General features: G+C 71.2%; 19 protein-coding genes. 14 read left to right on the forward strand and 5 right to left on the reverse strand.

What is annotated here, in order from left to right; genetic code table 11:
- Positions 1-59 precede the first annotated feature (59 nt).
- The 3 genes from ACIQWX_RS25860 to ACIQWX_RS25870 all read left to right on the forward strand — a co-directional run bounded on the left by ACIQWX_RS25860 (position 60) and on the right by ACIQWX_RS25870 (position 2,912).
- Complete coding sequence (locus tag ACIQWX_RS25860; protein ID WP_400876111.1) at positions 60-482, forward strand: helix-turn-helix domain-containing protein; 423 nt, start codon at positions 60-62, stop codon at positions 480-482.
- Between the two features lie 364 nt (positions 483-846).
- On the forward strand, positions 847-1,941 hold the full coding sequence (locus ACIQWX_RS25865; protein WP_400877576.1) for a hypothetical protein: 1,095 nt from the start codon (positions 847-849) through the stop codon (positions 1,939-1,941).
- A gap of 131 nt (positions 1,942-2,072) precedes the next feature.
- On the forward strand, positions 2,073-2,912 hold the full coding sequence (locus ACIQWX_RS25870; RefSeq protein ID WP_400876113.1) for an SAM-dependent methyltransferase: 840 nt from the start codon (positions 2,073-2,075) through the stop codon (positions 2,910-2,912).
- 57 nt (positions 2,913-2,969) lie between these two features.
- Here the strand turns inward: ACIQWX_RS25870 and ACIQWX_RS25875 are convergent, their stop codons facing one another.
- Both ACIQWX_RS25875 and ACIQWX_RS25880 read right to left on the reverse strand, forming a co-directional pair.
- Positions 2,970-3,803: an aldo/keto reductase gene (locus tag ACIQWX_RS25875; RefSeq protein ID WP_400876116.1), complete on the reverse strand. Its 834-nt coding sequence runs from the start codon at positions 3,801-3,803 to the stop codon at positions 2,970-2,972.
- Between the two features lie 23 nt (positions 3,804-3,826).
- Positions 3,827-5,011, reverse strand: coding sequence for an MFS transporter (locus ACIQWX_RS25880; protein WP_400876118.1), 1,185 nt, complete (start codon positions 5,009-5,011; stop codon positions 3,827-3,829).
- 136 nt (positions 5,012-5,147) lie between these two features.
- Here ACIQWX_RS25880 and ACIQWX_RS25885 point away from each other — a divergent pair, with 136 nt between their 5' ends.
- Entirely contained in the window at positions 5,148-5,609 is a 462-nt protein-coding gene (locus ACIQWX_RS25885; RefSeq protein WP_400876121.1) for a MarR family winged helix-turn-helix transcriptional regulator, read from the forward strand.
- A gap of 140 nt (positions 5,610-5,749) precedes the next feature.
- Here ACIQWX_RS25885 and ACIQWX_RS25890 read toward each other — a convergent pair whose 3' ends face one another.
- On the reverse strand, positions 5,750-6,592 hold the full coding sequence (locus tag ACIQWX_RS25890; protein ID WP_400876124.1) for a transposase family protein: 843 nt from the start codon (positions 6,590-6,592) through the stop codon (positions 5,750-5,752).
- A 374-nt stretch (positions 6,593-6,966) separates the two neighbouring features.
- On the opposite strand from ACIQWX_RS25890, the gene ACIQWX_RS25895 reads away from it, so the two are divergent.
- The 10 genes from ACIQWX_RS25895 (at position 6,967) to ACIQWX_RS25940 (ending at position 20,103) form a co-directional block, all read left to right on the forward strand.
- Positions 6,967-8,238: an ROK family protein gene (locus tag ACIQWX_RS25895; RefSeq protein WP_400876126.1), complete on the forward strand. Its 1,272-nt coding sequence runs from the start codon at positions 6,967-6,969 to the stop codon at positions 8,236-8,238.
- 219 nt (positions 8,239-8,457) lie between these two features.
- Positions 8,458-9,579 (forward strand): inositol-3-phosphate synthase, encoded by a 1,122-nt coding sequence (locus ACIQWX_RS25900; protein WP_400876130.1) that lies wholly within the window; start codon positions 8,458-8,460, stop codon positions 9,577-9,579.
- Entirely contained in the window at positions 9,564-10,403 is an 840-nt protein-coding gene (locus ACIQWX_RS25905; protein WP_400876133.1) for an SCO3242 family prenyltransferase, read from the forward strand. The genes ACIQWX_RS25900 and ACIQWX_RS25905 overlap by 16 nt, the downstream gene beginning before the upstream one ends.
- The gene (locus ACIQWX_RS25910) at positions 10,400-11,221 is read left to right on the forward strand and encodes a sugar phosphate isomerase/epimerase family protein (RefSeq protein ID WP_400876136.1); all 822 of its coding nucleotides are present in this window, start codon (positions 10,400-10,402) and stop codon (positions 11,219-11,221) included. Before ACIQWX_RS25905 ends, ACIQWX_RS25910 begins: the two co-directional genes overlap by 4 nt.
- Positions 11,218-11,763, forward strand: coding sequence for an EboA domain-containing protein (locus ACIQWX_RS25915; RefSeq protein WP_400876139.1), 546 nt, complete (start codon positions 11,218-11,220; stop codon positions 11,761-11,763). Before ACIQWX_RS25910 ends, ACIQWX_RS25915 begins: the two co-directional genes overlap by 4 nt.
- Entirely contained in the window at positions 11,763-12,614 is an 852-nt protein-coding gene (locus ACIQWX_RS25920; protein WP_400876142.1) for a TatD family hydrolase, read from the forward strand. Before ACIQWX_RS25915 ends, ACIQWX_RS25920 begins: the two co-directional genes overlap by 1 nt.
- Positions 12,611-13,738 carry a metabolite traffic protein EboE gene (gene eboE, locus ACIQWX_RS25925; protein WP_400876145.1) on the forward strand — a complete coding sequence of 376 codons (1,128 nt, stop codon included), beginning with the start codon at positions 12,611-12,613 and terminating at the stop codon, positions 13,736-13,738. The genes ACIQWX_RS25920 and eboE overlap by 4 nt, the downstream gene beginning before the upstream one ends.
- Positions 13,735-15,102 (forward strand): nucleotide pyrophosphatase/phosphodiesterase family protein, encoded by a 1,368-nt coding sequence (locus tag ACIQWX_RS25930; RefSeq protein ID WP_400876148.1) that lies wholly within the window; start codon positions 13,735-13,737, stop codon positions 15,100-15,102. The genes eboE and ACIQWX_RS25930 overlap by 4 nt, the downstream gene beginning before the upstream one ends.
- 20 nt (positions 15,103-15,122) lie before the next feature.
- Positions 15,123-16,124: a sugar phosphate isomerase/epimerase family protein gene (locus ACIQWX_RS25935; RefSeq protein WP_400876151.1), complete on the forward strand. Its 1,002-nt coding sequence runs from the start codon at positions 15,123-15,125 to the stop codon at positions 16,122-16,124.
- A 103-nt stretch (positions 16,125-16,227) separates the two neighbouring features.
- The gene (locus tag ACIQWX_RS25940) at positions 16,228-20,103 is read left to right on the forward strand and encodes a carbohydrate-binding protein (RefSeq protein WP_400876154.1); all 3,876 of its coding nucleotides are present in this window, start codon (positions 16,228-16,230) and stop codon (positions 20,101-20,103) included.
- A gap of 46 nt (positions 20,104-20,149) precedes the next feature.
- Here the strand turns inward: ACIQWX_RS25940 and ACIQWX_RS25945 are convergent, their stop codons facing one another.
- Complete coding sequence (locus ACIQWX_RS25945) at positions 20,150-20,539, reverse strand: VOC family protein (protein ID WP_400876157.1); 390 nt, start codon at positions 20,537-20,539, stop codon at positions 20,150-20,152.
- 16 nt (positions 20,540-20,555) lie between these two features.
- On the reverse strand, positions 20,556-21,704 hold the full coding sequence (xylA, locus tag ACIQWX_RS25950) for a xylose isomerase (protein WP_400876160.1): 1,149 nt from the start codon (positions 21,702-21,704) through the stop codon (positions 20,556-20,558).
- Between the last annotated feature and the right edge of the window lie 32 nt (positions 21,705-21,736).

The following is a 21,736-nucleotide window of genomic DNA, read 5'->3' on the forward strand; positions in this document are numbered from 1 at the left end:
ACCCCGTGTTCCGCAAACTGCCCTGACGGGTAGCCTGATAGGGCAATTTGAGGAGGCACATGGAGGTCTACTCCGTCGAACAGGTCGCGGCGAAGCTCGGGCTGCACGTCCGGACGGTCCGCAACTACGTGCGGGACGGGCGGCTCAAGGCCGTCCGGATCGGCAAGCAGTACCGGATCGCCGCCGACGACCTCGAGGCCTTCACCGGGTTGTCGGTGACGGATCCACGGCCGGAGCGGCCGCTTGCCGAACTTTCGAGCGTCGCGGAGGTGTCCGGGGTCGACCGGGCGACCGCCGACCGGATCGCGACCGTGGTCGTGGCCTCGGTGAACGGCCCGCGCGACGCCGGCGAGCGGCCCCTGCGCGTCGAGACGATCTACGACCCGGACCGCGCGACGGTGAAGATCATCGTGCTCGGCGACCTCGCCGCCGGCGCCGACCTGCTGCGGTTCGTCGCGTCGTTCGCCGAGGGGCTGGCGTGACGCGCTGAGCCGCGCGGCGGTTCAGAGCCCGGCTGGGGCGGCGGTCGCTCGCCTCGGTCGCCGAGCCGGCCCGGTGGTATCCGGTGGCTGGGGAGTCTTTGCTTGGTCGCTGAGTCGGCGCGGTGGCGTCCGGTGGCCGGGGAGTCTTTGCTTGGTCGCTGAGTCGGCGGGGCGGTGTCCGGCGGCCGGGAAGTCTTCGCTTGCTTGCCGAGTCGGCGCGGTGGTGTCCGGCGGGCCGGGAAGTCGTCACTCGGTCGCCGAGCCGGCCCGGCGGTGTGCGGCCGGCCGGGGGAACCACCACCCGCTGAGCCGCGCGATGGAACCTCGCGAGACCGCGCAACCCCGCCCCGCGCGACACGTCCAGGTGATCATGAGAATCCCGGCGCTGCTGGCGTCCGTCCTCACCCTCCTGGCCGTGTCCGTCTCGCCCGCGACCGCGGAAACCGCTGTCCCGCAAGGGTTCCGGCCCGCCTCGACGAGCTGGCTCACTCCCGCCACCGGGTACGTCCTGGGCTACTCGCCTTGCGGGAAGACCTGGTGCCCCGCTTTGCTCGGCACCAGCGACGGCGGGACGCACTGGCGACGCCTCGGCGCGCCGCCGATGGCGTTGCCCGACAACCACAACCACGTCGCGCTGACCGTCGCCGGTGACCGCGTCGCCTACGTCAGCGACGGCGTCCACGTCCTCACGACCCGCGACGGCGGCGCGCACTGGCACCCGGTCGGGCTCGTCGGCGCGCGGGAGCCGTACTACCTCTCGAAGATCACCGAAACCGGCGGCCGCGTCTTCGCCGTGCTCACCACCCACGGCGACGGCCGGGGTTCGACGCGGCTGTACTCCGGTGCCGCCGGCTCGCCCGTGCTGGTCCCCGTGCCCGGGTTCGCCGTCACCGGCGGGCTCACCTACGGCGACCTGGCCGTCGGCGGCGGCCTGCAGGTCGCGCTCGGCGCGGACTACGGCACCGAGGAGTACTGGACCTCGCGCGACGGCGTCCGCTTCACCCCGGCCGCGCCGCCGTGTCCGGCCGGGACCGTCGCGTCCCTTTCCGGGGTGCGTGACCGGCAGGTCGTCGCCCTCTGCAGCAGCGGCCCCGGCTCCCCGCAGCCCGGCTCTACCGAACGGCGGCTGCGGCACGCGGCGCAGCTCGGCGCGCCGTTCAGCGGTGAGGACGCCGTGCCCTACCTCGGGATCAACCAGGGTTTCGCCGCGGCGTCGCCGGCGTCCGCGACCGTCGCGGCCGAGGGCGGCGGTACCGGGTTCCTGCACAGCACGACCGACGGCGGCCGCACCTGGACCACGACCGAGCTGCCGGACCGCGGGCTCAGCCTGACCGATTTGGACTTCCCCGGCGGCGGCACCGGTGTGGTCGTCGACGGCCAGCCGGACGCCGACGGCGGCTCGGCTCTGTACCGCACCACGGACGGAGGACACCACTGGCGTGAGCTGTCGTTCGGGTAGTTGTGCCTGGCAGGCAAGGCCCTTCGGCCCGGTTCACTTGGTGCACGGCATGTCGTAGTCTGAGCACGGTCCGTTGCCGGACACACGTGGACGGGCCCGGGCAGGGGCCCCACGACGAGGGAGAACAGCCGATGACGCCTGGCGACCTGCGGTCCGGAACCGAGGGGGGCTCCGCGTCCCTCGATTTCTCCAAGGCGAGCCTGGCCCGGTTGTCGGACGCACTGCTGGGCGGCCACGACCACTACGAGGTCGACCGCGAAGCGATGCGGCGCCTGCTGGCCATCGCGCCCGGCGCGCGCGCGATGGCGAAGGAGCACCGCGACTGGCTGGTGCGCGCGGTGCGGTTCCTGGCCGGGAAACGCGGGATCGACCAGTTCCTCGACCTCGGTTCCGGCATGCCCACGGCGGAAAACACGCACGAGGTGGCGCAGCGGTACAACCCGGACGCGCAGGTGGTGTACGTCGACAACGACCCGGTCGTGCAGGTGCACGGCCGGGCGCTGCTGGAAGAGAACTACCTGACCCACGTGACGGGCGCCGACCTCACCAAGCCGGCGGAAACGCTGACCGACGACGTCGTGACGGAGTACCTCGACTTCACCCGTCCGGTGGCGTTGATCCTGACGTCGATCGTCCACCACATCGACGACTACGAGCGCGCGAAGTCGATCGTCGCGGAGTACGTGGCGGCGCTCGCACCCGGGTCGTACCTGCTGCTCACGCACCACTTCGACCCGGAAGAGGACTCCCCGCGCCAGGAGCTGGCGCGGCTGCTGGAGACGAGCTTCCAGGGCACCGGGCTGGGCAGCGTGCACCGCACGCGCGAGCAGATCACGGCGTTCTTCGACGGCACCGAGCTGCTGCGGCCCGGGCTGGTCTACCTGCACGAGTGGTGGCCCGACGGCCCCCGCATCCACCCGCTGAGCGAGCTGAACTTCCTGACGCTCGGCGGGGTGGCCCGCAAGCAATGACGTGAATGACTCATTCATGTCGTCCGGCGACATGAATGAGTCATTCACGTCATTCGGTCAGGCGGCGTTGAACGTGTCCGGGTCCGGGCCGGTGCGCTCGCCGCGGTCCAGCGGCGACAGCGACTCCAGCTCCTCCTCCGACAGGGTGAAGCCGAACAGGTCGAAGTTCTCCGCGATCCGCGACGGCGTCACGGACTTCGGGATCACCACGTTGCCCAGCTGCAGGTGCCAGCGCAGCACGATCTGCGCGGGCGTCCGGCTGTGCTTGACCGCCAGGTCCGCCACCACCGGGTCGCCCAGCAGCGAGCCGCCCTTGGCGAGCGGGCTCCACGCCTCCGTCGCGATGCCGTGCTTCGCGTCGAACTCGCGGACGTCCTGCTGCTGCAGGTACGGGTGCAGCTCGATCTGGTTGACCGCCGGGACGACGTCGGAGGCGTCCATCAGCCGTTCGAGGTGCGCGGGCTGGAAGTTGGACACGCCGATCGCGCGGACGCGGCCGTCGGCGTACAGCTTCTCGAACGCCTTCCAGGTGTCGAGGTACTTGTCGCGCTCGGGCGTCGGCCAGTGGATCAGGTACAGGTCGAGCTGCTCCAGGCCGAGCTTCTTCATGCTCTCGTCGAACGCCTTGAGCGTCGAGTCGTAGCCCTGGGCCGAGTTCCACAGCTTGGTGGTGACGAACAGTTCGTCGCGGGCGACACCGGCTTCGGCGATGGCCTGGCCGACGCCCTTTTCGTTGCCGTAGACGGCGGCGGTGTCGATGCTGCGGTAGCCCGCTTCGACGGCGGCCTTCACGGCGGCGGTGGTCTCGTCGTCCGGGACCTGGAACACGCCGTAGCCGAGTTGCGGCATCCGCACGCCGTTGTTGAGTTCGATCACGGGCACGCTGGTCACGAGGGTTCCTTTCGGTGGGTGGTTCATCGGGCGGGTACCCGTTCCCCGGCTTCGAAACTAGCCGGGGTCCTGCGGTCGAGCAGGCCGGAGACGAGCGCCACGGCGAGGCCCGCCGCGGCGAGCACGGCGCCGATCCAGTTGGGGGCGGTGTAGCCGAGGCCGGCTTCGATGGCCTGGCCGCCGAGCCACGCGCCGCCGGCGTTGCCGAGGTTGAACGCGGCGATGTTCGCCGCCGAGGCCAGCGCCGGCGCGCCCTCGGCCTTGGCCAGCACGCGGGCCTGCAGCGGCGGCACGGTCGCGAAGCCCGCCGCGCCGAACAACGCGATGGTGATCGCGGCCGGCACCTTCGCGTGCGCCGTGAAGACGAACGCGACCAGCACGATCGCCAGCGCGGCGAGGATGACGTAGAGGCTCGGCATGAGCTTGCGGTCCGCGGCCCGGCCACCGAGCAGGTTGCCGGCGAAGAGGCCGCCGCCGAACAGCACGAGCAGCCAGGTGACGGCCCCGCTGGAGAAGCCGGCGACCTCGGTCATCATCGGCGCGATGTAGGTGAAGGACGCGAACACGCCGGCGAAGCCGAGCGCGGTCATGGCCAGCGCGAGCCACACCTGCGGGCGGCGGAACACGGCCAGTTCGCCGCGCAGGCCGACGTTGCCGCTCGTCGGCTGGTGCGGCACGAGCGCGAGGATGCCGATGGCGCCGACGACGCCGAGCAGGCTGACCACCCAGAACGTCGAGCGCCAGCCGAAGGCCTGGCCGAGCGCGGTGCCGGCCGGGACGCCGAGGACGTTGGCCACGGTCAATCCGGTGAACATCAGCGCGATGGCGCCGGCCTGTTTGGCCGGGGCGACCAGCGACGCGGCGACGACCGAGCCGACGCCGAAGAACGCGCCGTGCGACAGGGCCGCGACGACCCGGCCGGTCATCAGCAGGCCGTAGCTCGGGGCCAGCGCCGAGAGCACGTTGCCCGCGATGAACAGGCCCATCAGGGCGACGAGCACGGTCTTGCGCGGCACCCGCGAAGCGAGCGCGGTGAGCACGGGCGCACCGACGACGACGCCGAGCGCGTAGCCCGAGATGAGCAGGCCTGCGGACGGGATCGAGACACCGAAGTCGGCCGCGACCTCGGGCAGCAGGCCCATGATCACGAACTCGGTGGTGCCGATCCCGAAAGCGCTGATCGCCAGTGCGAGCAGAGCGGCGGGCATGGACTTCCTTCTTCCGGAGGTAGACTGAGGGCGTTGGCAACTACGAGCGTCCGAGATAGTTGCAGACGCCGTATATTGCACAGGCTTGATGGTGCAGCGTGCAAGGGAGTACGCGCAAGCCGGGGAGAGGTGAACCGTGTCACTGGACGACGACGCCGTCGAAGCACGCGCACAGGGCTGGCGCACGCTGGCCGCACTGCACGCGCGGATCGAGGACAGGCTGCAACGCGCGCTGGAGCGCGACCACGAGCTTTCGGTGAGCGAGTACAGCGTGCTGGACGCGCTGGCCCGCCAGGACGGGTTCCACCTGCGGATGAACCAGCTGGCCAACGCGGTGGTGCTGAGCCAGTCGGCGACGACCCGGCTGGTGACGCGGCTGGAGGGTCGCGGGTTGCTGGCGCGGTATCTGTGCGCGGACGACCGCCGGGGGATCTACACGGAGGTCACGCCGGCGGGCCAGGCGTTGCTGACGGAGGCACGTCCGACGCACGACGCCGCGCTGGCGGAGGCTCTCGCGGACGCGGAAGGCTTGCCGGAACTTTCGCCGCTGGTCGCCGCTCTGGGCGCACTGTCTTTCCCGCAGGTGCCCTCGGCCTGACGGAAACTTGCGCAACCCCGCTGCTCTGAGCACTCACTGCCCGCGCTGACCAAGCGCCCCAATGTGGCCTTCGGTGCGTCAGACGCACCGAAGGCGGCCTTGGGTGCGTCTGACGCAACCAAGGCCACATTGAGGTTTTCTCAGTAGCGTCCTTGGTGCTCGTGGTGGGTCAGGACGAGGGCGGCCCGGGTGATGTGGCCGATGCGGTGCGGGCTCAAGCTGATGCGCTGAAGGGCCCGCCAACGGGTCTTGAGGACGGCCACGGCACGTTCACCGAGGGCCCGGGCTCGGGCGTGCAGCAGGTTGTAGACCCGTTGCCGGGCGTTGAGGGGCGGCTGACCAGCGTTTTTCTTGAACGGTGTGCGAATGCCGATGCCGGCGGCGTGGTAGGCCTTGTCCGCCAGCGTCACCAGACCGCGGCCGGCCGCGGCGGTCAACGCACCGGTGATGCCCAGGTCCCGGGCGGCGGAAAGGTCGTTGCGCGAGCCCGGCAGCACCGCAGAGACCCAGAGCGGAAACCCGTCGGCGCTGGCCAGGAACTGCACGTTGCCGCCGAAGCTGCGGTGTTTGCCGGAGTACCACAGATGCACCGTGGCTCCCCGGTTTTTGCCTTTGGTTTTGACCGTGGTCGCCGCGACCCGGGTGGTGTGGATCAGGGTGCCGTCGAGGATGAGGTGGGTGTCTCCGGCGGCGCGGCGTTGGGTCAGGACCTGGTGCAGGTCCGGGGCGCAGGCGGCGAGGGCGGTGATGGCTTCGTGCAGGTAGCGGTAGGCGGTGGCGAGGCTGATGCGGTGGTCGCCGGCGAGGCGGTGGATGGGGGTGGCGTCGCGGAACCAGCGCAGCACCAGCATCGCCTGCCGGTAGGGGGTCAGGGCGCGCCGGCCTCGGCGGGTGCCACGCCGTAGCCGCTCGGCCCGCAGGACACCGGCGACGAACCAGACCAGCTCATGCGCCACATCGAGCGTGGCACCATAATTGATCACGTGGGGCCTCTGGAACCTCGGACTTGATCTTCGCAAATCCAGTCCTACCAGGGGCCCCACGCCTGATCGTGGGTCAACACACGCCCGCCCCGGCCTTACTGAGAAAACCTCATTGGGGCGCACGGCCTGACGGAAACTTGCGCAACCCCCTCGAAACTCCCGCTGAGCGGTACGGGTCCGATCGGCGGGCGGATTACGGCGTCCACCCGCCCGAACCCCTGCTCCATCCGTGGGACACTTTTGCTTCCCGCGTGCGATAGTTTCGCTGGTCAGCACCGTTTGTCCGGCTTTCGTCCGGTCCCCGGCCGCGTTGACCGGATCGTTTCGCCCGCCTTAATTTGTTGTTCCACCAGACGAACCGGGGCGGTGTCGACGTGGACTCCTCCTTCTCCCTCAAGCCGGTGCGCCCGGCCGACCAGGCCGCCGTCCGCCGGAGCAACCTGGCGCTGGTGCTGCGGCACCTGCGGGACGCCGGTCCCCGGTCGCGCGCGGCGATCGCCGCCGACACCGGGCTGAACAAGGGCACCGTCTCGAGCCTCGTCTCCGAACTCGTCGGACGCGGGCTGGCGCGGGAAGGCGAACGGGACCGCGCCGGCGCCGTCGGGCGGCCGGGCACCATCGTCGAACTCGACGGGCGGGGCGTCGGCGGCATTGGGGTCGAGATCAACGTCGACTACCTGACCGCGCTCGCCCTCGACCTCACCGGCACCGTCCTGTTCGAGCAACGCGTGGCGCTCGACGTCCAAGCGCTCCCCGTCGCGAAGGTCCTCGACGCCGGCGCGGAACTGACCGCGCGGGCGCTGCGGGAGTGCCGTCGACTGGGCGTGATGCCGGCCGGGGTGACCGTCGGCATCCCGGCGCTGGTCGACGTCGCGAGCGGCACCGTCGCCTTCGCGCCCAACCTGCACTGGACCGACGTCCCCGTGGTCCGCGGCATCACCGACCGGCTGACCCGGCGGCTCGGCCCGCCGTCGTTCCCCGTCCGCACGGCCAACGACGCCAACCTCGGCGCGCTCGGCGAGTACGCCATGGGCAGCGTCGCCGGCACCGCCGACCTGGTCTACCTGACCGGCGAAATCGGCGTCGGCGGCGGGGTGATCTCCGGCGGGCGGCTGCTCGGCGGCGCCGAGGGGTTCGCCGGTGAGATCGGGCACATCCAGGTCGACCCGGCCGGGCGCCTCTGCGGGTGCGGGCGGCGCGGCTGCTGGGAGACGCTCGTGGGGCTGGCCGGGATGCTGCGGCTGGCCGCGTCGCCCGCCGATCCGGTGCACGACCCGTCGCTCGACCTCGAACAGCGGCTCGACATCATCCGCCGCCGCGCCGAGCGCAAGGACCGGCGGACCCTCGACGCGCTCGCGCGGGTGGGCACCGGCCTCGGCGTCGGCGCGGCCGTGCTGGTCAACGTCTTCAACCCGCGGGTGGTACTGCTCGGGGGGTACTTCGCCCAGCTCGGCCCGTACCTGCTCGGCCCGATGCTGGCCGAGCTCGAGACCCGCGTGATCGCCCCCGGCATCGGGGGCTGCCGCGTCGAGCTGTCGTGGCTCGGGTTCTCCGCGGCTTCGCGCGGCGGGGCGCACGTCGCGCTCCAAGCGGTGTTCGACGACCCGGCGCTGGTGCCGGTGCGAGCGGAAAGGGACAGCGGATGAACGCCCCTCAACCGGCCCGCGAGCTGGAACGTGTCAGGGCCGTACGCGGCAGGCAGACTGGGCCGCGTTCACGGCTGGGTGGAAACACGTGATCGACTCCGGCGATGTAGCTCTGGCGGGCACCCGCACGCGCGGCGACACGAACGCCGCGTGCGGTGCCCCGCCCCGCGGCACCGGAGGAGCTTTCGGCGCGGGCTGAACCGAACAGGTGGAGGAAGCATGGGGAAGATCGGTGTCTGGCTGATCGGGGCCCGCGGGTCGGTGGCCACGACGGCCATCGCCGGGGCGGCCGCGATGCGGGCGGGACTCGCCGCGCGCACGGGGTGCGTGACCGAGCAGCCGGACTTCGCGGGAGCCGAGCTGCCCGGTCTGGGGGACCTGGTCTTCGGGGGCCACGACGTCGTCGACACGCCGCTGGTCAAGCGGGCCGAGCACCTGGTGGCGGCGGGCGTGCTGCCCGCGATGCTGCCCGGCCCGATCGCCGCGGACCTGGAGGCCGCCGAGGCGCGGCTGCGGCCGGCGCCCGACGGCGGTGGCCGCGCGGCGATCGACCGGGTCGTCGCCGACCTGACGGCGTTCGGCGAAGGACTGGACCACGTGGTCGTCGTCAACGTGTCCTCCACCGAGCCGCCCTGCGCGCCGCACCCGGCGCACGCCTCCCTGACGGCGCTGGAAGCCGCGCTGGACGCCGGTGAGGACGTGCTCCCCGCGAGCGCGCTGTACGCCTACGCCGCGTTCCGCGCCGGGTGTGGCTTTGTCGACTTCACCCCGTCCACGGGCGCGCGGCTGCCGGCGCTCGACGAGCTCGCCCGCGCGACCGGGCAGCCGTACGCGGGCCGGGACGGCAAGACCGGCGAGACGCTGCTGCGGGCGGTGCTCGCGCCGATGTTCGCCCAGCGCGCGCTGAACGTCCTCGCCTGGTCGGGCACGAACCTGCTCGGCGGCGGCGACGGCGCCACGCTCGCCGACCCCGGCGCGGCGTCGAGCAAGAACGCGTCGAAGCAGCAGGTGCTGGAGCAGAACCTCGGGCACCCGGTCGACGGCGAGGTCCACATCGACTACGTCCCGGCCCTCGGGGACTGGAAGACCGCCTGGGACCACGTGCTGTTCGAAGGCTTCCTCGGCACGCGGATGACGCTGCAGCTGACCTGGCAGGGCTGCGACTCCGCGCTCGCGGCGCCGCTGGTGCTCGACCTCGCCCGGCTGACCGGCAAGGCGTGCCGCGACGGTGTCGCCGGGCCGGTGGCCGAGTTCGGGTTCTTCTTCAAGGATCCGGTCGGGGACGGCCCGCACGACCTCGCGTCGCAGTACGCCGCGCTGCGTGAGTGGGCGAACCGGTGAAGGCGCTCGTCGAACTCGTCCGCGCGCCCGCCGCGCTGACCGTGCCCGGGGACGCCGTCGCCGGAGCCGCCGCGTCGGGCTGGCCGTTCGGCCGCCGCACGCTCGCCCTGACCGGCGCGTCCGTCTGCATCTACTGGGCGGGCATGGCGCTCAACGACTACGCCGACCGCCACCTCGACGCGATGGAACGGCCCGAGCGGCCGATCCCGTCGGGCCGGATCTCGCCGGGCACCGCGCTCGGCGTCGCGACCGGGCTGACCGCGGGCGGGCTGGGCATCGCCGCGGCGGCGGGCGGCAAGCGGGCCCTGCGCGTCGCCTTGCCGCTGGCCGCGACCGTCTGGGCGTACGACTTCGTGCTCAAGGAGACCGTGTTCGGGCCGGCCGCGATGGCCGCGGCCCGGGCGCTCGACGTCCTGCTCGGCGGCGGCGGGGCCCGGGCGGCCGTGCCCGCCGCTCTGACCGTCGGGGCGCACACCTACGCCGTGACGGCGTTGTCGCGGTCCGAAGTGGACGGTGCGAAGCCGGCGCTGCCGGCGGCCACCCTCGCCGCCACGGCCGGGGTGCGCGTCGCCGCGGGCCGCGTCGGGCCGCTGGCCTCGGCGCTGCTCGGGACGTACGCGCTGACCACCGGGCGGGCGCAGTACGACGCCGTCCGCGACCCGGCCGCGCCGAAGATCCGCCGCGCGGTCGGCGCCGGGATCCACGGCATGATCCCGTTGCAGGCCGGGCTGATCGCCCGCACCGGGGCGTGGCGTTCGGCGCTGGCCGTCGCCGCCGCGTTCCCGATCGCGCGGGCGCTGAGCCGGAAGGTGTCGCCGACATGAGGTTCGGGTACGGCACCAACGGCTTCGCCAACCACCGCCTCGGCGACGCCCTGCGCGTCCTGTCGGACCTCGGCTACGACGGCGTCGCGCTGACGCTCGACCACCAGCACCTCGACCCGTTCGGGCCGGACCTCGCCCGGCAGGTCGCGTCGCTGGCCGCCGAGCTGGACCGGCTCGGGCTGGCCGTCGTCATCGAGACCGGCGCCCGGTTCCTGCTCGACCCGTGGCGCAAGCATTCGCCGACGTTCCTCGACCCCGATCGCGCGCGGCGCGTCGAATTCCTGACGCGAGCGGTCGAGATCGCCGCGGACCTGGGTGCGGAGGCCGTGTCGTTCTGGAGCGGGAACAAGCCCGCGAATCTGTCCACTGAGGACGCGTGGGCGCACCTCGTCGACGGGTGCGCCGAGGTGCTCAAGGCGGCCGACGAACACGACGTCAAGCTCGGCTTCGAGCCGGAGCCGGGGATGCTCGTCGAAGACCTCGACGGGTACTTCGAGCTGTCCCGGCGGCTCGGCGATCCGGAGCGGTTCGGGTTGACGCTGGACATCGGGCACTGCCGGTGCAACGAGTCCGCGTCGGTGCCCGACTGCGTCCGGCGGGCGCTGCCGCGGCTGGTGAACGTCCAGATCGACGACATGCGCCGCGGCACGCACGAGCACCTGGAGTTCGGGCGGGGTGAGATCGACTTCCCGCCGGTGCTGGCGGCGCTGGCGCCGTACACCGGGCTCGTCGCGGTGGAACTGCCGCGGGACAGCCACGCGGCGCCGCGGATCGCCCGCGAGTCCCTCGAATTCCTGCGGAAGGCGGTGACGGCGTGAACGCCTGGCTCGACGAAACCTTGACCAAGGTGGCGGCCGATGCGACCGCGTTGCGCACAGCGTTCCCGGGCGTCGGCCGCCGGGTCGGCCGGGGTCCGTCGGACACTCCCGGGTGGACGGTCGACGACGTGGCGCGCGTGGAGCTGCTGAAGGCGGCTCCCGGGGCCGCGGCGGAGATGCCCGACCTCTACCGCTACGGCGACGCCGCCGAGAAGCGGGCCGTCCTGCGTGGACTGTCCGTTGTGGACACCGGTGACGCCGGGCTGGAGCTGGTCGCGGACGCCCTCCGCACCAACGACACCCGGCTCGTCACCGCGGCGATGGGGGAGTACGCCGCCACGCACCTCGACGACGCCGCGTACCGCCACGGCGTCCTCAAGTGCGTCTTCATGGGCATCCCCCTCGCCGAGGTCGCCGGGCTCGACCGCCGGACCGACGAAGAACTGCTGCGCATGATGCGGTCCTTCGCCGCCGAGCGCACCGCCGCGGGCCGCGACGTCCCCGCCGACCTCCGCCCGCTGCTGAACGAACAGGACGCCTGATGCGCATCTTCGACCCGCACATCCACATGAGCTCCCGGACCACCGACGACTACGCGGCCATGCACGCCGCCGGGGTCCGCGCGCTCGTCGAGCCGGCGTTCTGGCTGGGCCAGCCCCGCACGAACGTCGGCAGCTTCACCGACTACTTCGACGCGCTCGTCGGCTGGGAGCCGTTCCGCGCGAGCCAGTACGGCATCGCCCACCACTGCACGATCGCGTTGAACCCCAAGGAGGCCAACGACCCGCGCTGCGCGCCGGTGCTCGACCTGTTGCCGCGTTACCTGGAGAAGGACGGCGTCGTCGCGGTCGGCGAAATCGGCTACGACTCGATGACCGCCGAGGAGGACAAGGCGTTCGCGGCGCAGCTGGCGCTGGCGATCGACCACGACCTGCCGGCGATGGTGCACACCCCGCACCGCGACAAGGCCGCCGGCACCGAACGCAGCATCGCCGTCGTCCGCGAGTCCGGCATCGCGCCCGGGCGCGTGGTGCTCGACCACCTCAACGAGGTGACCGTCGGGATGGTCAAGGACTCCGGCTGCTGGATGGGATTTTCGATCTACCCGGACACCAAAATGGACGAAGAGCGGATGGTCGCGATCCTGCGCGAGTACGGGACCGAGCGCGTGCTGGTGAACTCGGCCGCCGACTGGGGCAAGAGCGACCCGCTCAAGACCCGCAAGACCGGCGACGCGATGCTGGCCGCCGGGTTCACCGAGGACGACGTCGACCGGGTGCTGTGGCGCAACCCGGTCGAGTTCTACGGCCAGAGCGGGCGGTTGTCCCTCGACGAAACGGCTCCGGAAGCCGAGTTCGCGGGCAACTCCATTCTGCGGGGTGCGCGCAAGTGAGGTTCCGGCACCGCGACGGCTCGCTCGTCCACCTCGCCTACTGCACCAACGTGCACCAGGCCGAGGACCTCGACGGCGTGCTCGCCCAGCTGGCCCGCTTCGGCGAGCCGGTGCGCGAACGCCTGGGCGTCGACCGGCTCGGGCTCGGCCTGTGGCTGGCTCGGCCGGTGGCTGCCGAGCTGACCGCCGACCCGGGGGCCGTTTCCTCGCTCCGCAAGGAACTGGCGGCCCGCGGACTCGAGGTCGTCACGCTCAACGGGTTCCCGTACCAGGGGTTCCACGACCCGGTCGTCAAGCACAAGGTGTACCGGCCGGACTGGTCGACGCCCGAACGGACGCAGTACACCCTCGACCTGGCCCGGCTGCTCGCCGAGCTGATGCCGGACGACGCCGTGCGCGGCAGCGTGTCGACGTTGCCGCTCGGCTGGCGCACCGAATGGCGGGACGACCGCGGTCAGCTCGCCTTGCTCGCCGAAGGGCTGGCGAAGGGGGACCGTCCGGTGCGGGTGGCGTTCGAACCGGAACCCGGGTGCGTCATCGAGACGACCACGCAGGCGGCGACACTGCTGTCCGATGTGGACAAAGAGTGGCTCGGCGTCTGCCTGGACACGTGCCACCTCGCGGTCGGGTTCGAGGAGCCGGCCGCCGCTTTGGCGCGGCTCGAAGCCGCCGGGCTCGACGTCGTCAAGCTCCAGGCGTCCGCGGCCTTGGAGGCTGACTCGCCGAAGGATCCCGCGACCCGGAAGGCGCTGGAATCCTTTGTGGAACCGCGGTTCCTGCACCAGAGCAACGAAGGTGCCCCGCCGGGCGCCGACGACCTCGATGAGGCTCTGGCCGGCGGCCTGCCCGGCGAGGCGCCGTGGCGCGTGCACTTCCACGTCCCGCTGCACGCCGACCCGGCGCCGCCGCTGACGTCGACCCGGCCGGTGCTCGCCGGCACCCTCGCCGAGCTGTTCGGCGGCGCATCCGCGCGCACCGACCACGTCGAGGTAGAGACCTACACCTGGCAGGTGCTCCCGGACGCACCCGCCGACGACGCCGGACTGGTCGCGGGCATCGCGGCCGAACTGGACTGGACCCGGCGTTCCCTGATCGCACTAGGCTTGGAAGAGGTTTCGGAATGAGTTTGCTCGTCCTCGACGTCGTCGGGCTGACCCCGCGGCTGCTGCCGCACATGCCCAACCTGCGCAAGATGGCCGAGCCCGGCTTCACCGCGCAGCTCGACACCGTGTTCCCCGCGGTCACGTGCTCGGTGCAGTCGACGTTCCTCACCGGCCTGCAGCCGGCCGAACACGGGATCGTCGGCAACGGCTGGTACTTCCGCGACCTCGGCGAGATCTTCCTCTGGCGCCAGCACAACCGCCTCGTCCAGGGCGACAAGTTCTGGGACGCCGCGCGCCGCGCCCAGGCCGGCCACCGCGTGGCCAACGTCTGCTGGTGGTACGCGATGGGCATGGACGTCGACCTGACGGTCACCCCGCGGCCGATCTACCACGCCGACGGCAAGAAATCCCCGGACGCCTACACCCACCCGCCGCAGCTGCACGACCGCCTGGTCGGCGCGCTCGGCGAGTTCCCGCTGTTCACCTACTGGGGGCCGACCGCGGCGATCACGTCGTCGAAGTGGATCATCGCCGCCGCGCAGAAGATCATGGCCGAGGACAAGCCGGACACCACGCTCGTCTACATCCCGCACCTCGACTACGACCTGCAGCGCTTCGGCCCGGACGCACCCCAGGCCGCGGCCGCCGCGCGCGAGATCGACGCGGCCCTGAAGCCGCTGCTCGACCAAGCGGCCGCGGGCGGGCACACCGTCGTCGCACTCTCGGAATACGGCATCACGAACGCGAGCCGGCCGGTCGACATCAACCGCGCGTTGCGCCGCGAGGGCCTGCTCAACGTCTACGTCCAGGCGGGCATGGAGTACCTCGACCCGTGGACGTCGCGCGCGTTCGCGGTGGCCGACCACCAGGTCGCGCACGTCTACGTCGCCGACCCGGCGGACATCCCGCGCGTGCGGGACATCGTCGCCGGACTGTCCGGAGTGGACGCCGTCCTCGACCGCGAAGGGCAGGCGGGCATCGGGATCAACCACGAACGCGCCGGGGAACTCGTCGCGATCGCCGATCCGGACGCCTGGTTCACGTACTACTACTGGCTGAGCGACGACCGCGCGCCGGACTTCGCGAAGACCGTCGAGATCCACCGCAAGCCCGGCTACGACCCGGCCGAGCTGTTCTTCGACCCGAACGACCCGGCGGTGAAGCTGAAGGCGGCGTCGGCGTTGGCGCGCAAGAAGCTCGGCCTGCGGTACTCGATGCAGGTCGTCCCGCTCGACCCGGCGCCGGTGAAGGGCAGCCACGGGCGGCTGCCCGACGCGCCCGAGGACGGGCCCGTGCTGCTGTGCTCGGATCCTGCGCTCGCGCGCGAAAAGATCCACGCCACCGAAGTCAAGGAGCTGCTGCTAGCGGCTGTCCGCACCGAGTAGGACGCACCTGGAGGTCAGACATGGCACGACCGTTGACCCTGTTCACCGGGCAGTGGGCCGATCTGCCGTTCGAGGAGGTGTGCGAGCTGGCGAGCGGCTGGGGCTACGAAGGCCTCGAGATCGCTTGCTGGGGCGACCACTTCGAAGTGGACCGCGCGCTGGCCGACGACGGTTACGTCCCGGCGAAGCTCGAAACGCTGGCCAAGTACGACCTCAAGGTGTGGGCCATCTCGAACCACCTGGTGGGCCAGGCCGTCTGCGACCACCCGATCGACGAGCGGCACGAAGCCATCCTGCCCGCGCGGATCTGGGGCGACGGCGAACCCGAAGGCGTCCGGCAGCGGGCGGCGGCCGAAATGCAGGCCACCGCCCGTGCCGCGGCGAAACTCGGGGTGTCCACAGTGGTCGGGTTCACCGGCTCGTCGATCTGGCACACGGTGGCGATGTTCCCGCCGGTGCCGCCGTCGATGATCGAGCGCGGGTACGCCGACTTCGCCGCGCGGTGGAACCCGATCCTGGACGTCTTCGACGAGGTCGGCGTCCGGTTCGCGCACGAGGTGCACCCGAGCGAAATCGCCTACGACTACTGGAGCACCGTCCGGACGCTGGAGGCGATCGGGCATCGCGAGGTGTTCGGGCTCAACTTCGACCCGTCGCACTTCGTCTGGCAGGACCTCGACCCGGCCGGGTTCCTGTGGGACTTCAAGGACCGGATCTACCACGTCGACTGCAAGGAGGCCCGCAAGCAGCTCAACGGCCGCAACGGGCGGATGGGGTCGCACCTGCCGTGGGCGGATCCCCGCCGCGGCTGGGACTTCGTCTCGACCGGTCACGGCGACGTCCCCTGGGAGGACGTCTTCCGGATGTTGAACGCCATCGGCTACGACGGCCCGATCTCCATCGAGTGGGAGGACGCGGGCATGGACCGGCTCATCGGCGCGCCCGAAGCGCTCGAGTTCGTCCGCAAGCTCAACTTCACCCCACCCACGGCGGCGTTCGACGCCGCTTTCTCTACGAAGTAACGCTTCTGTTCAACGGGTGACCGCCAGCCCCGTCGGAAGGTGATCGAAACCGGCTTCGCGCCACACCGGGGCGAAGCACGCTCAAAATCAGGAAGGACCCCGCATGTCTCCGTCCCCACCGAAGTGGGCGAGGCTGTTCGGCGCCGCACTCTTGAGCGCCGGCCTCCTGCTCACCGTCGACACCCCGGCCCGCGCGGACATCCCACCCGCGGACTACCAGCAGGTCGCGCTCGCCACCGGCGCGGCCGAGCTCGGCGGCGAGGCGATGTCGCTCGCCGTGCTGCCGGACCGCTCGGTCGTGCACACCTCCCGCGACGGCACCGTCCGCGTCACCACCGCGACCGGCGCGACGTCGATCGCGGGCAAGCTGAACGTCTACACCCACGACGAGGAAGGCCTCCAGGGCGTCGCCGCCGACCCGGGCTTCGCTGCGAACCGGTTCGTCTGGCTGTACTACTCACCCCGGCTGTCCACACCGGACGGTGACGCGCCGACCGACGGCACCGAGGCGGACTTCGCGCCGTACAAGGGCGAGCTGCACCTGTCGCGGTTCGTGCTGAAGACCGACAACACGCTCGACCTGGCCAGTGAGAAGGTCGTGCTGAAGGTCGCCAACGACCGCGGCCAGTGCTGCCACGTCGGCGGCGACATCGACTTCGACGCCGCCGGCAACCTGTACTTGACGACCGGCGACGACACCAACCCGTTCTCCTCGGACAGCTACTCGCCGATCGACGAGCGGACCACGCGCAACCCGCAGTTCGACGCGCAACGCTCGTCCGGCAACACGAACGACCTGCGCGGCAAGCTGCTGCGGATCCACCCGCAGGCCGACGGGACGTACACGGTCCCGTCGGGGAACCTCTTCGCGCCGGGCACCGCGAACACGCGGGCGGAGATCTACGCGATGGGCTTCCGCAACCCGTTCCGGATGAGTGTCGACAAACCGACCGGGGTCGTCTACCTCGGCGACTACGGCCCGGACGCCGGCACGACCGACCCGAACCGCGGGCCGCAGGGCCAGGTCGAGTTCGACCGGATCACCGGGCCGGGCAACTTCGGCTGGCCGTACTGCACCGGCTCGAACACGACGACCGAGACGTACAACCACTTCACGTTCCCGACCGGACCGTCGGGTGCGAAGTACGACTGCGCGGGCGGGCCGACGAACTCCTCGTTCCGCAACACCGGCCTCGCCAAGCTGCCGGTGCCGAAGCCCGCGTGGATCAAGTACGCGGGCGACGAGGGCTCGCCGCCGGAGTTCGGCAGCGGCTCGGAGTCGCCGATGGGCGGCCCGGTCTACCGGTACGACGCCGCTTCGACGTCCACGGTCAAGTTCCCGCAGTCGTTGGACGGCAAGTACTTCGCGGGGGAGTACGGTCGCAAGTGGATCAAGGCGGTGACCGTCAACGGCGACGGGACCCGCGGCCCGATCGAGAACTTCCCGTGGTCCGGCACGCAGGTGATGGACATGGCGTTCGGCCCGGACGGCGCCCTGTACGTCCTCGACTACGGCACGGGCGAGGACAACCAGGCGCTCTACCGGATCGAGTACCTGGCGGGCACGAACCGCAACCCGGTCGCGAAGGCGGCGGCGGACAAGACGTCCGGACCGAATCCCTTGACGGTCACCTTCTCCTCCGCAGGGAGTGCCGATCCCGAAGGTGGGGCGCTGACCTACCGCTGGGACTTCGGCGACGGCTCGTCGTCGACGGCGGCGAACCCGGCGCACACCTACACCACCAACGGGACGTACTCGCCGACGTTGACGGTGTCCGATCCGGAGGGGCTGACCGGCACGGCGAGCCTCGTGGTGACGGTGGGGAACACGGCGCCGTCGGTCACGCTCGGGTCCCCTGTGGACGGTCAGCTGTTCTCTTTCGGTGACACCGTGCCGTTCCAGGTGACCGGCAGCGACCCGGAGGACGGGCCGCTGGACTGCTCGAAGGTCAAGGTGACGTACCTGCTCGGGCACGACAGCCACGAGCACCAGATCACCCAGGCGACCGGGTGTTCCGGGTCGATCGCGGTCCCGGTCGACGGTGAGCACGACGCCGCGGCCAACATCTACGGCGTCTTCGACGCGCAGTACACCGACAAGGGCGGGCTGACCTCGCACAGCGTCCGGAAGCTGCAGCCGCGGCACCGGCAGGCCGAGCACTTCGCGGCGCAGTCCGGCATCCAGCTCGCGAGTCACGGCGCGGCGGAGGGCGGCCGGACGGTCGGGTACACCGACAACGGCGACTGGATCTCGTTCAGCCCGTACGCATTGGGCAACGCCACGGCGATCAGCGCACGGGTGTCCTCGGGTGGTCCGGGTGGCACGCTGGAGGTGCGCGCGGGCTCGCCGACCGGCACCCTGCTCGGCTCGGCGGCCGTGGCGAACACCGGTGACTGGGACACGTTCACCGACGTCACGGCGAACCTCGCCAACCGGCCCGCCGGGACGACGACGTTGTACCTGGTGTTCAAGGGCGTGACCGGGCAGGGCAACCTGTTCGACCTGGACGCGTTCACGTTCACGACCGCGTCTTCGGCGATCGAGGGCGAGTCGTTCACCTCCGGCTCCGGCGTGCAGATCGCGCCGCACGCCGCGGCGAGCGGCGGCAACACCCTCGGTTACATCGAAAACGGCGACTGGGCCGGGTACGCGTCGGTGACCACCGCGGGCGCGCGGACCTTCACCGCGCGGATCTCCTCGGCCGGCGCGGGCGGGACGATCGAGATCCGGTCCGGGTCGGCGACCGGGACGCTGCTGGGGTCGGTGGCCGTGCCGTCGACCGGGGACTGGGAGACGTTCCAGAACGTGACGACGTCGGTGTCGAGTGGATCGGGTCCGCTGGTCCTGGTGTTCCGCGGCGGTTCCGGTTCCCTGTTCGACGTCGATTCCTTTACGCTGAGCGGTATGCCGACCCAGGTGGACCCGTCGTACGACGTGCTGGTGTTCTCCAAGACGGCGGGCTTCCGCCACGACTCGATCCCGGCGGGCATCCAGGCTCTGCGTGAACTGGGTGCGGCGAACGGCTTCAGCGTGACGGCGACCGAGGACGCGTCGGTGTTCACGGCGGCTTCGCTGGCGTCGTACGAGGCAGTGGTCTTCCTTTCGACGACCGGCGACGTCCTGGACGCGGCGCAACAGACGGCGTTCCAGTCCTATGTGGAAGGTGGCGGTGGCTACCTGGGCGTCCACGCGGCGGCCGACACGGAGTACGACTGGCCGTGGTACGGGCAGCTGGTCGGGGCGTGGTTCAAGAGCCACCCGGCGATCCAGCAGGCCCGGTTCGTCACGGAGGACAGTGGTCACCCGGCGACGGCTCAGCTGCCCGCGGTGTGGACGCGGACCGACGAGCTGTACAACTACCGCACGAACCCGCGCGGCAGCGTCCACGTGCTCCAGACGCTGGACGAGTCCAGCTACTCGGGCGGCGAGATGGGCGCCGACCACCCGATCGCGTGGTGCCACCCGCAGGGGAGCGGCCGGGCGTTCTACACCGGCCTCGGCCACACGATCGAGTCGTACTCGGACCCGGTGTTCCGGACGTCGTTGCTGGGCGCGGTCCGGTACGCGGCGGGCGTGGCCCCGGCCGACTGCGGCGTCGCTCACTCGTCCACAGTGGAGGGTGAGTCGTTCACGTCGGGCTCGGGCGTACAGGTGGCCCCGCACGCCCCGGCGAGCGGCGGAAACACGCTGGGCTACATCGAGAACGGCGATTGGGCCGGGTTTGCGTCGGTGAGCACGGCGGGGATCTCGCGGTTCAGCGCGGTGGTGTCGTCAGCGGGAGCGGGCGGCACGATCGAAATCCGCGACGGCTCGGCCACGGGTGCGTTGCTGGGCACGGTGACCGTGCCGAACACGGGTAGCTGGGAGACGTTCCAGACGGTCTCGACTTCGGTTACCGCCGGCTCGGGTCCGCTCCACCTCGTCTTCCGGGGCGGCTCAGGTTCACTGTTCGACATCGACACGCTGACCGTGTCCTGATGCCATGGAGGGCACCCTCATGACTCGAAAGCCATGAGGGTGCCCTTCACGGGGTCACTTCGGCGATGCCGAGCATGTTGCCCTCGCTGTCGCGGAACCACGCGGCGCGCTCGCCGCGGCCCTTGCTCGGGTAGTTGCCGCGGATCTCCATGATGCCGTTCACGCAGCCGTCGTACTCCTCGAACACCACGCCGCGCGCCCGCAGCCCGGCGACCGCCGCTTCGATGTCGTCCACGTAGAAACCCATCTGCGTGAACGAACCATCGGACGCGCCGGCCGAGGCGAACAGGCAGAAGACGCCCGACGCGCCCTCGTAACGCAGGCCGCCTTCGCGCTCTTCGGCCGGTTCGAGCCCGAGCTTCTCCGAGTACCACCGGCGGGCCCGGGCCAGGTCCCGGGTGGGGATGCGGGCTTCGAACTTCGCGTCGCTCAGCATCCCCCCAGGCTAGCCGTCAGCGGACGCCGAGCAGGTGCTCCAGCGCCAGCTGGTTCAGCCGCGTGAAGTGGTACCCGCGCTGGGCCGCCGCATCCGCGTCGAAGTCGTCCTTCAGGAGGTCGTCGAACGACTCGCCCGGGGCCAGCGTCGGGGTCGACAGCTCCGGGACCCGGGACGCCGCCAGCGCCTCCACGACCTCCGGGTCCGCGCGGAACTTGCGGGACTTCTCGCGAAGGATCAGGTACGTCCGCATGTTCGCCGCCGCGGACACCCACACGTCCGACGGGTCCTCCGTGCGCAGCGGCTTGTAGTCGAAGTGCCTCGGGCCCTCGTAGCCGCCGTTCTCCAGCAGGTCGACCAGGAAGAACGCGCTCTTCGTGTCGCCGTGGCCGAAGATCAGGTCCTGGTCGTACTTCGGGCCGTGCTGGCCGTTCAGGTCGATGTGGAACAGCTTGCCCTGCCACAGCGCCTGCGAAATGCCGTGCACGAAGTTGAGGCCGGCCATCTGCTCGTGCCCGACCTCCGGGTTCAGCCCGAACATCTCCGGCCGCGAAAGCTGCGAGATGAAGCCCAGAGCGTGCCCGATCGTCGGCAGCAGGATGTCGCCGCGCGGCTCGTTCGGCTTCGGCTCGAGCGCGAACCGCAGCGAGTAGCCCTTCTCCACGACGTAGTCCGCCAGGAGGTCGAGGCCCTCCTTGTAGCGGTCGAGCGCCGCGCGGACGTCCTTCGCGGCGTCGGACTCCGCGCCTTCGCGGCCGCCCCAGACGACGTACGTCTCGGCGCCCAGCTCGGCCGCGAGGTCGAGGTTGCGGCGGACCTTCCGCAGCGCGTACCGCCGGACGTCGCGGTCGTTGCTGGTCAGGCCGCCGTCCTTGAACACCGGGTGGGTGAACAGGTTGGTCGTCGCCATGGGCACGCGAAGGCCGGTCTCGGCGAGGGCCTTCTTGAACCGCTCGATCGCCTTGTCGCGGTCGGGTTCGGTGGCCAGCAGGTCGTCGTCGTGGAACGTCACGCCGTAGGCGCCCAGCTCCGCCAGCCGGTGCACGCTCTCCACCGGGTCCAGCGGCGGCCGCGTCGCGACCCCGAACGGGTCGTTCGCGGGCCAGCCCACGGTCCAGAGGCCGAAGGTGAACTTGTCGGCCGGCTGGGGAGCGTAGTCGCTCATGACTGTCCCTTCATTTAGTTCACGTTGTAGAC

Source organism: Amycolatopsis sp. NPDC098790 (genome assembly GCF_044759945.1).
Taxonomy (GTDB): domain Bacteria; phylum Actinomycetota; class Actinomycetes; order Mycobacteriales; family Pseudonocardiaceae; genus Amycolatopsis.

Coding starts and splice junctions, on each gene's coding strand:
- ACIQWX_RS25860 (WP_400876111.1), top strand. CDS start 60: ATGGAGGTCTACTCCGTCGAACAGGTCGCGGCGAAGCTCGGGCTGCAC.
- ACIQWX_RS25870 (WP_400876113.1), top strand. CDS start 2,073: ATGACGCCTGGCGACCTGCGGTCCGGAACCGAGGGGGGCTCCGCGTCC.
- ACIQWX_RS25880 (WP_400876118.1), bottom strand. CDS start 5,011: ATGCCCGCCGCTCTGCTCGCACTGGCGATCAGCGCTTTCGGGATCGGC.
- ACIQWX_RS25900 (WP_400876130.1), top strand. CDS start 8,458: ATGGGGAAGATCGGTGTCTGGCTGATCGGGGCCCGCGGGTCGGTGGCC.
- ACIQWX_RS25910 (WP_400876136.1), top strand. CDS start 10,400: ATGAGGTTCGGGTACGGCACCAACGGCTTCGCCAACCACCGCCTCGGC.
- ACIQWX_RS25920 (WP_400876142.1), top strand. CDS start 11,763: ATGCGCATCTTCGACCCGCACATCCACATGAGCTCCCGGACCACCGAC.
- ACIQWX_RS25930 (WP_400876148.1), top strand. CDS start 13,735: ATGAGTTTGCTCGTCCTCGACGTCGTCGGGCTGACCCCGCGGCTGCTG.
- ACIQWX_RS25935 (WP_400876151.1), top strand. CDS start 15,123: ATGGCACGACCGTTGACCCTGTTCACCGGGCAGTGGGCCGATCTGCCG.
- ACIQWX_RS25940 (WP_400876154.1), top strand. CDS start 16,228: ATGTCTCCGTCCCCACCGAAGTGGGCGAGGCTGTTCGGCGCCGCACTC.
- ACIQWX_RS25945 (WP_400876157.1), bottom strand. CDS start 20,539: ATGCTGAGCGACGCGAAGTTCGAAGCCCGCATCCCCACCCGGGACCTG.
- xylA (WP_400876160.1), bottom strand. CDS start 21,704: ATGAGCGACTACGCTCCCCAGCCGGCCGACAAGTTCACCTTCGGCCTC.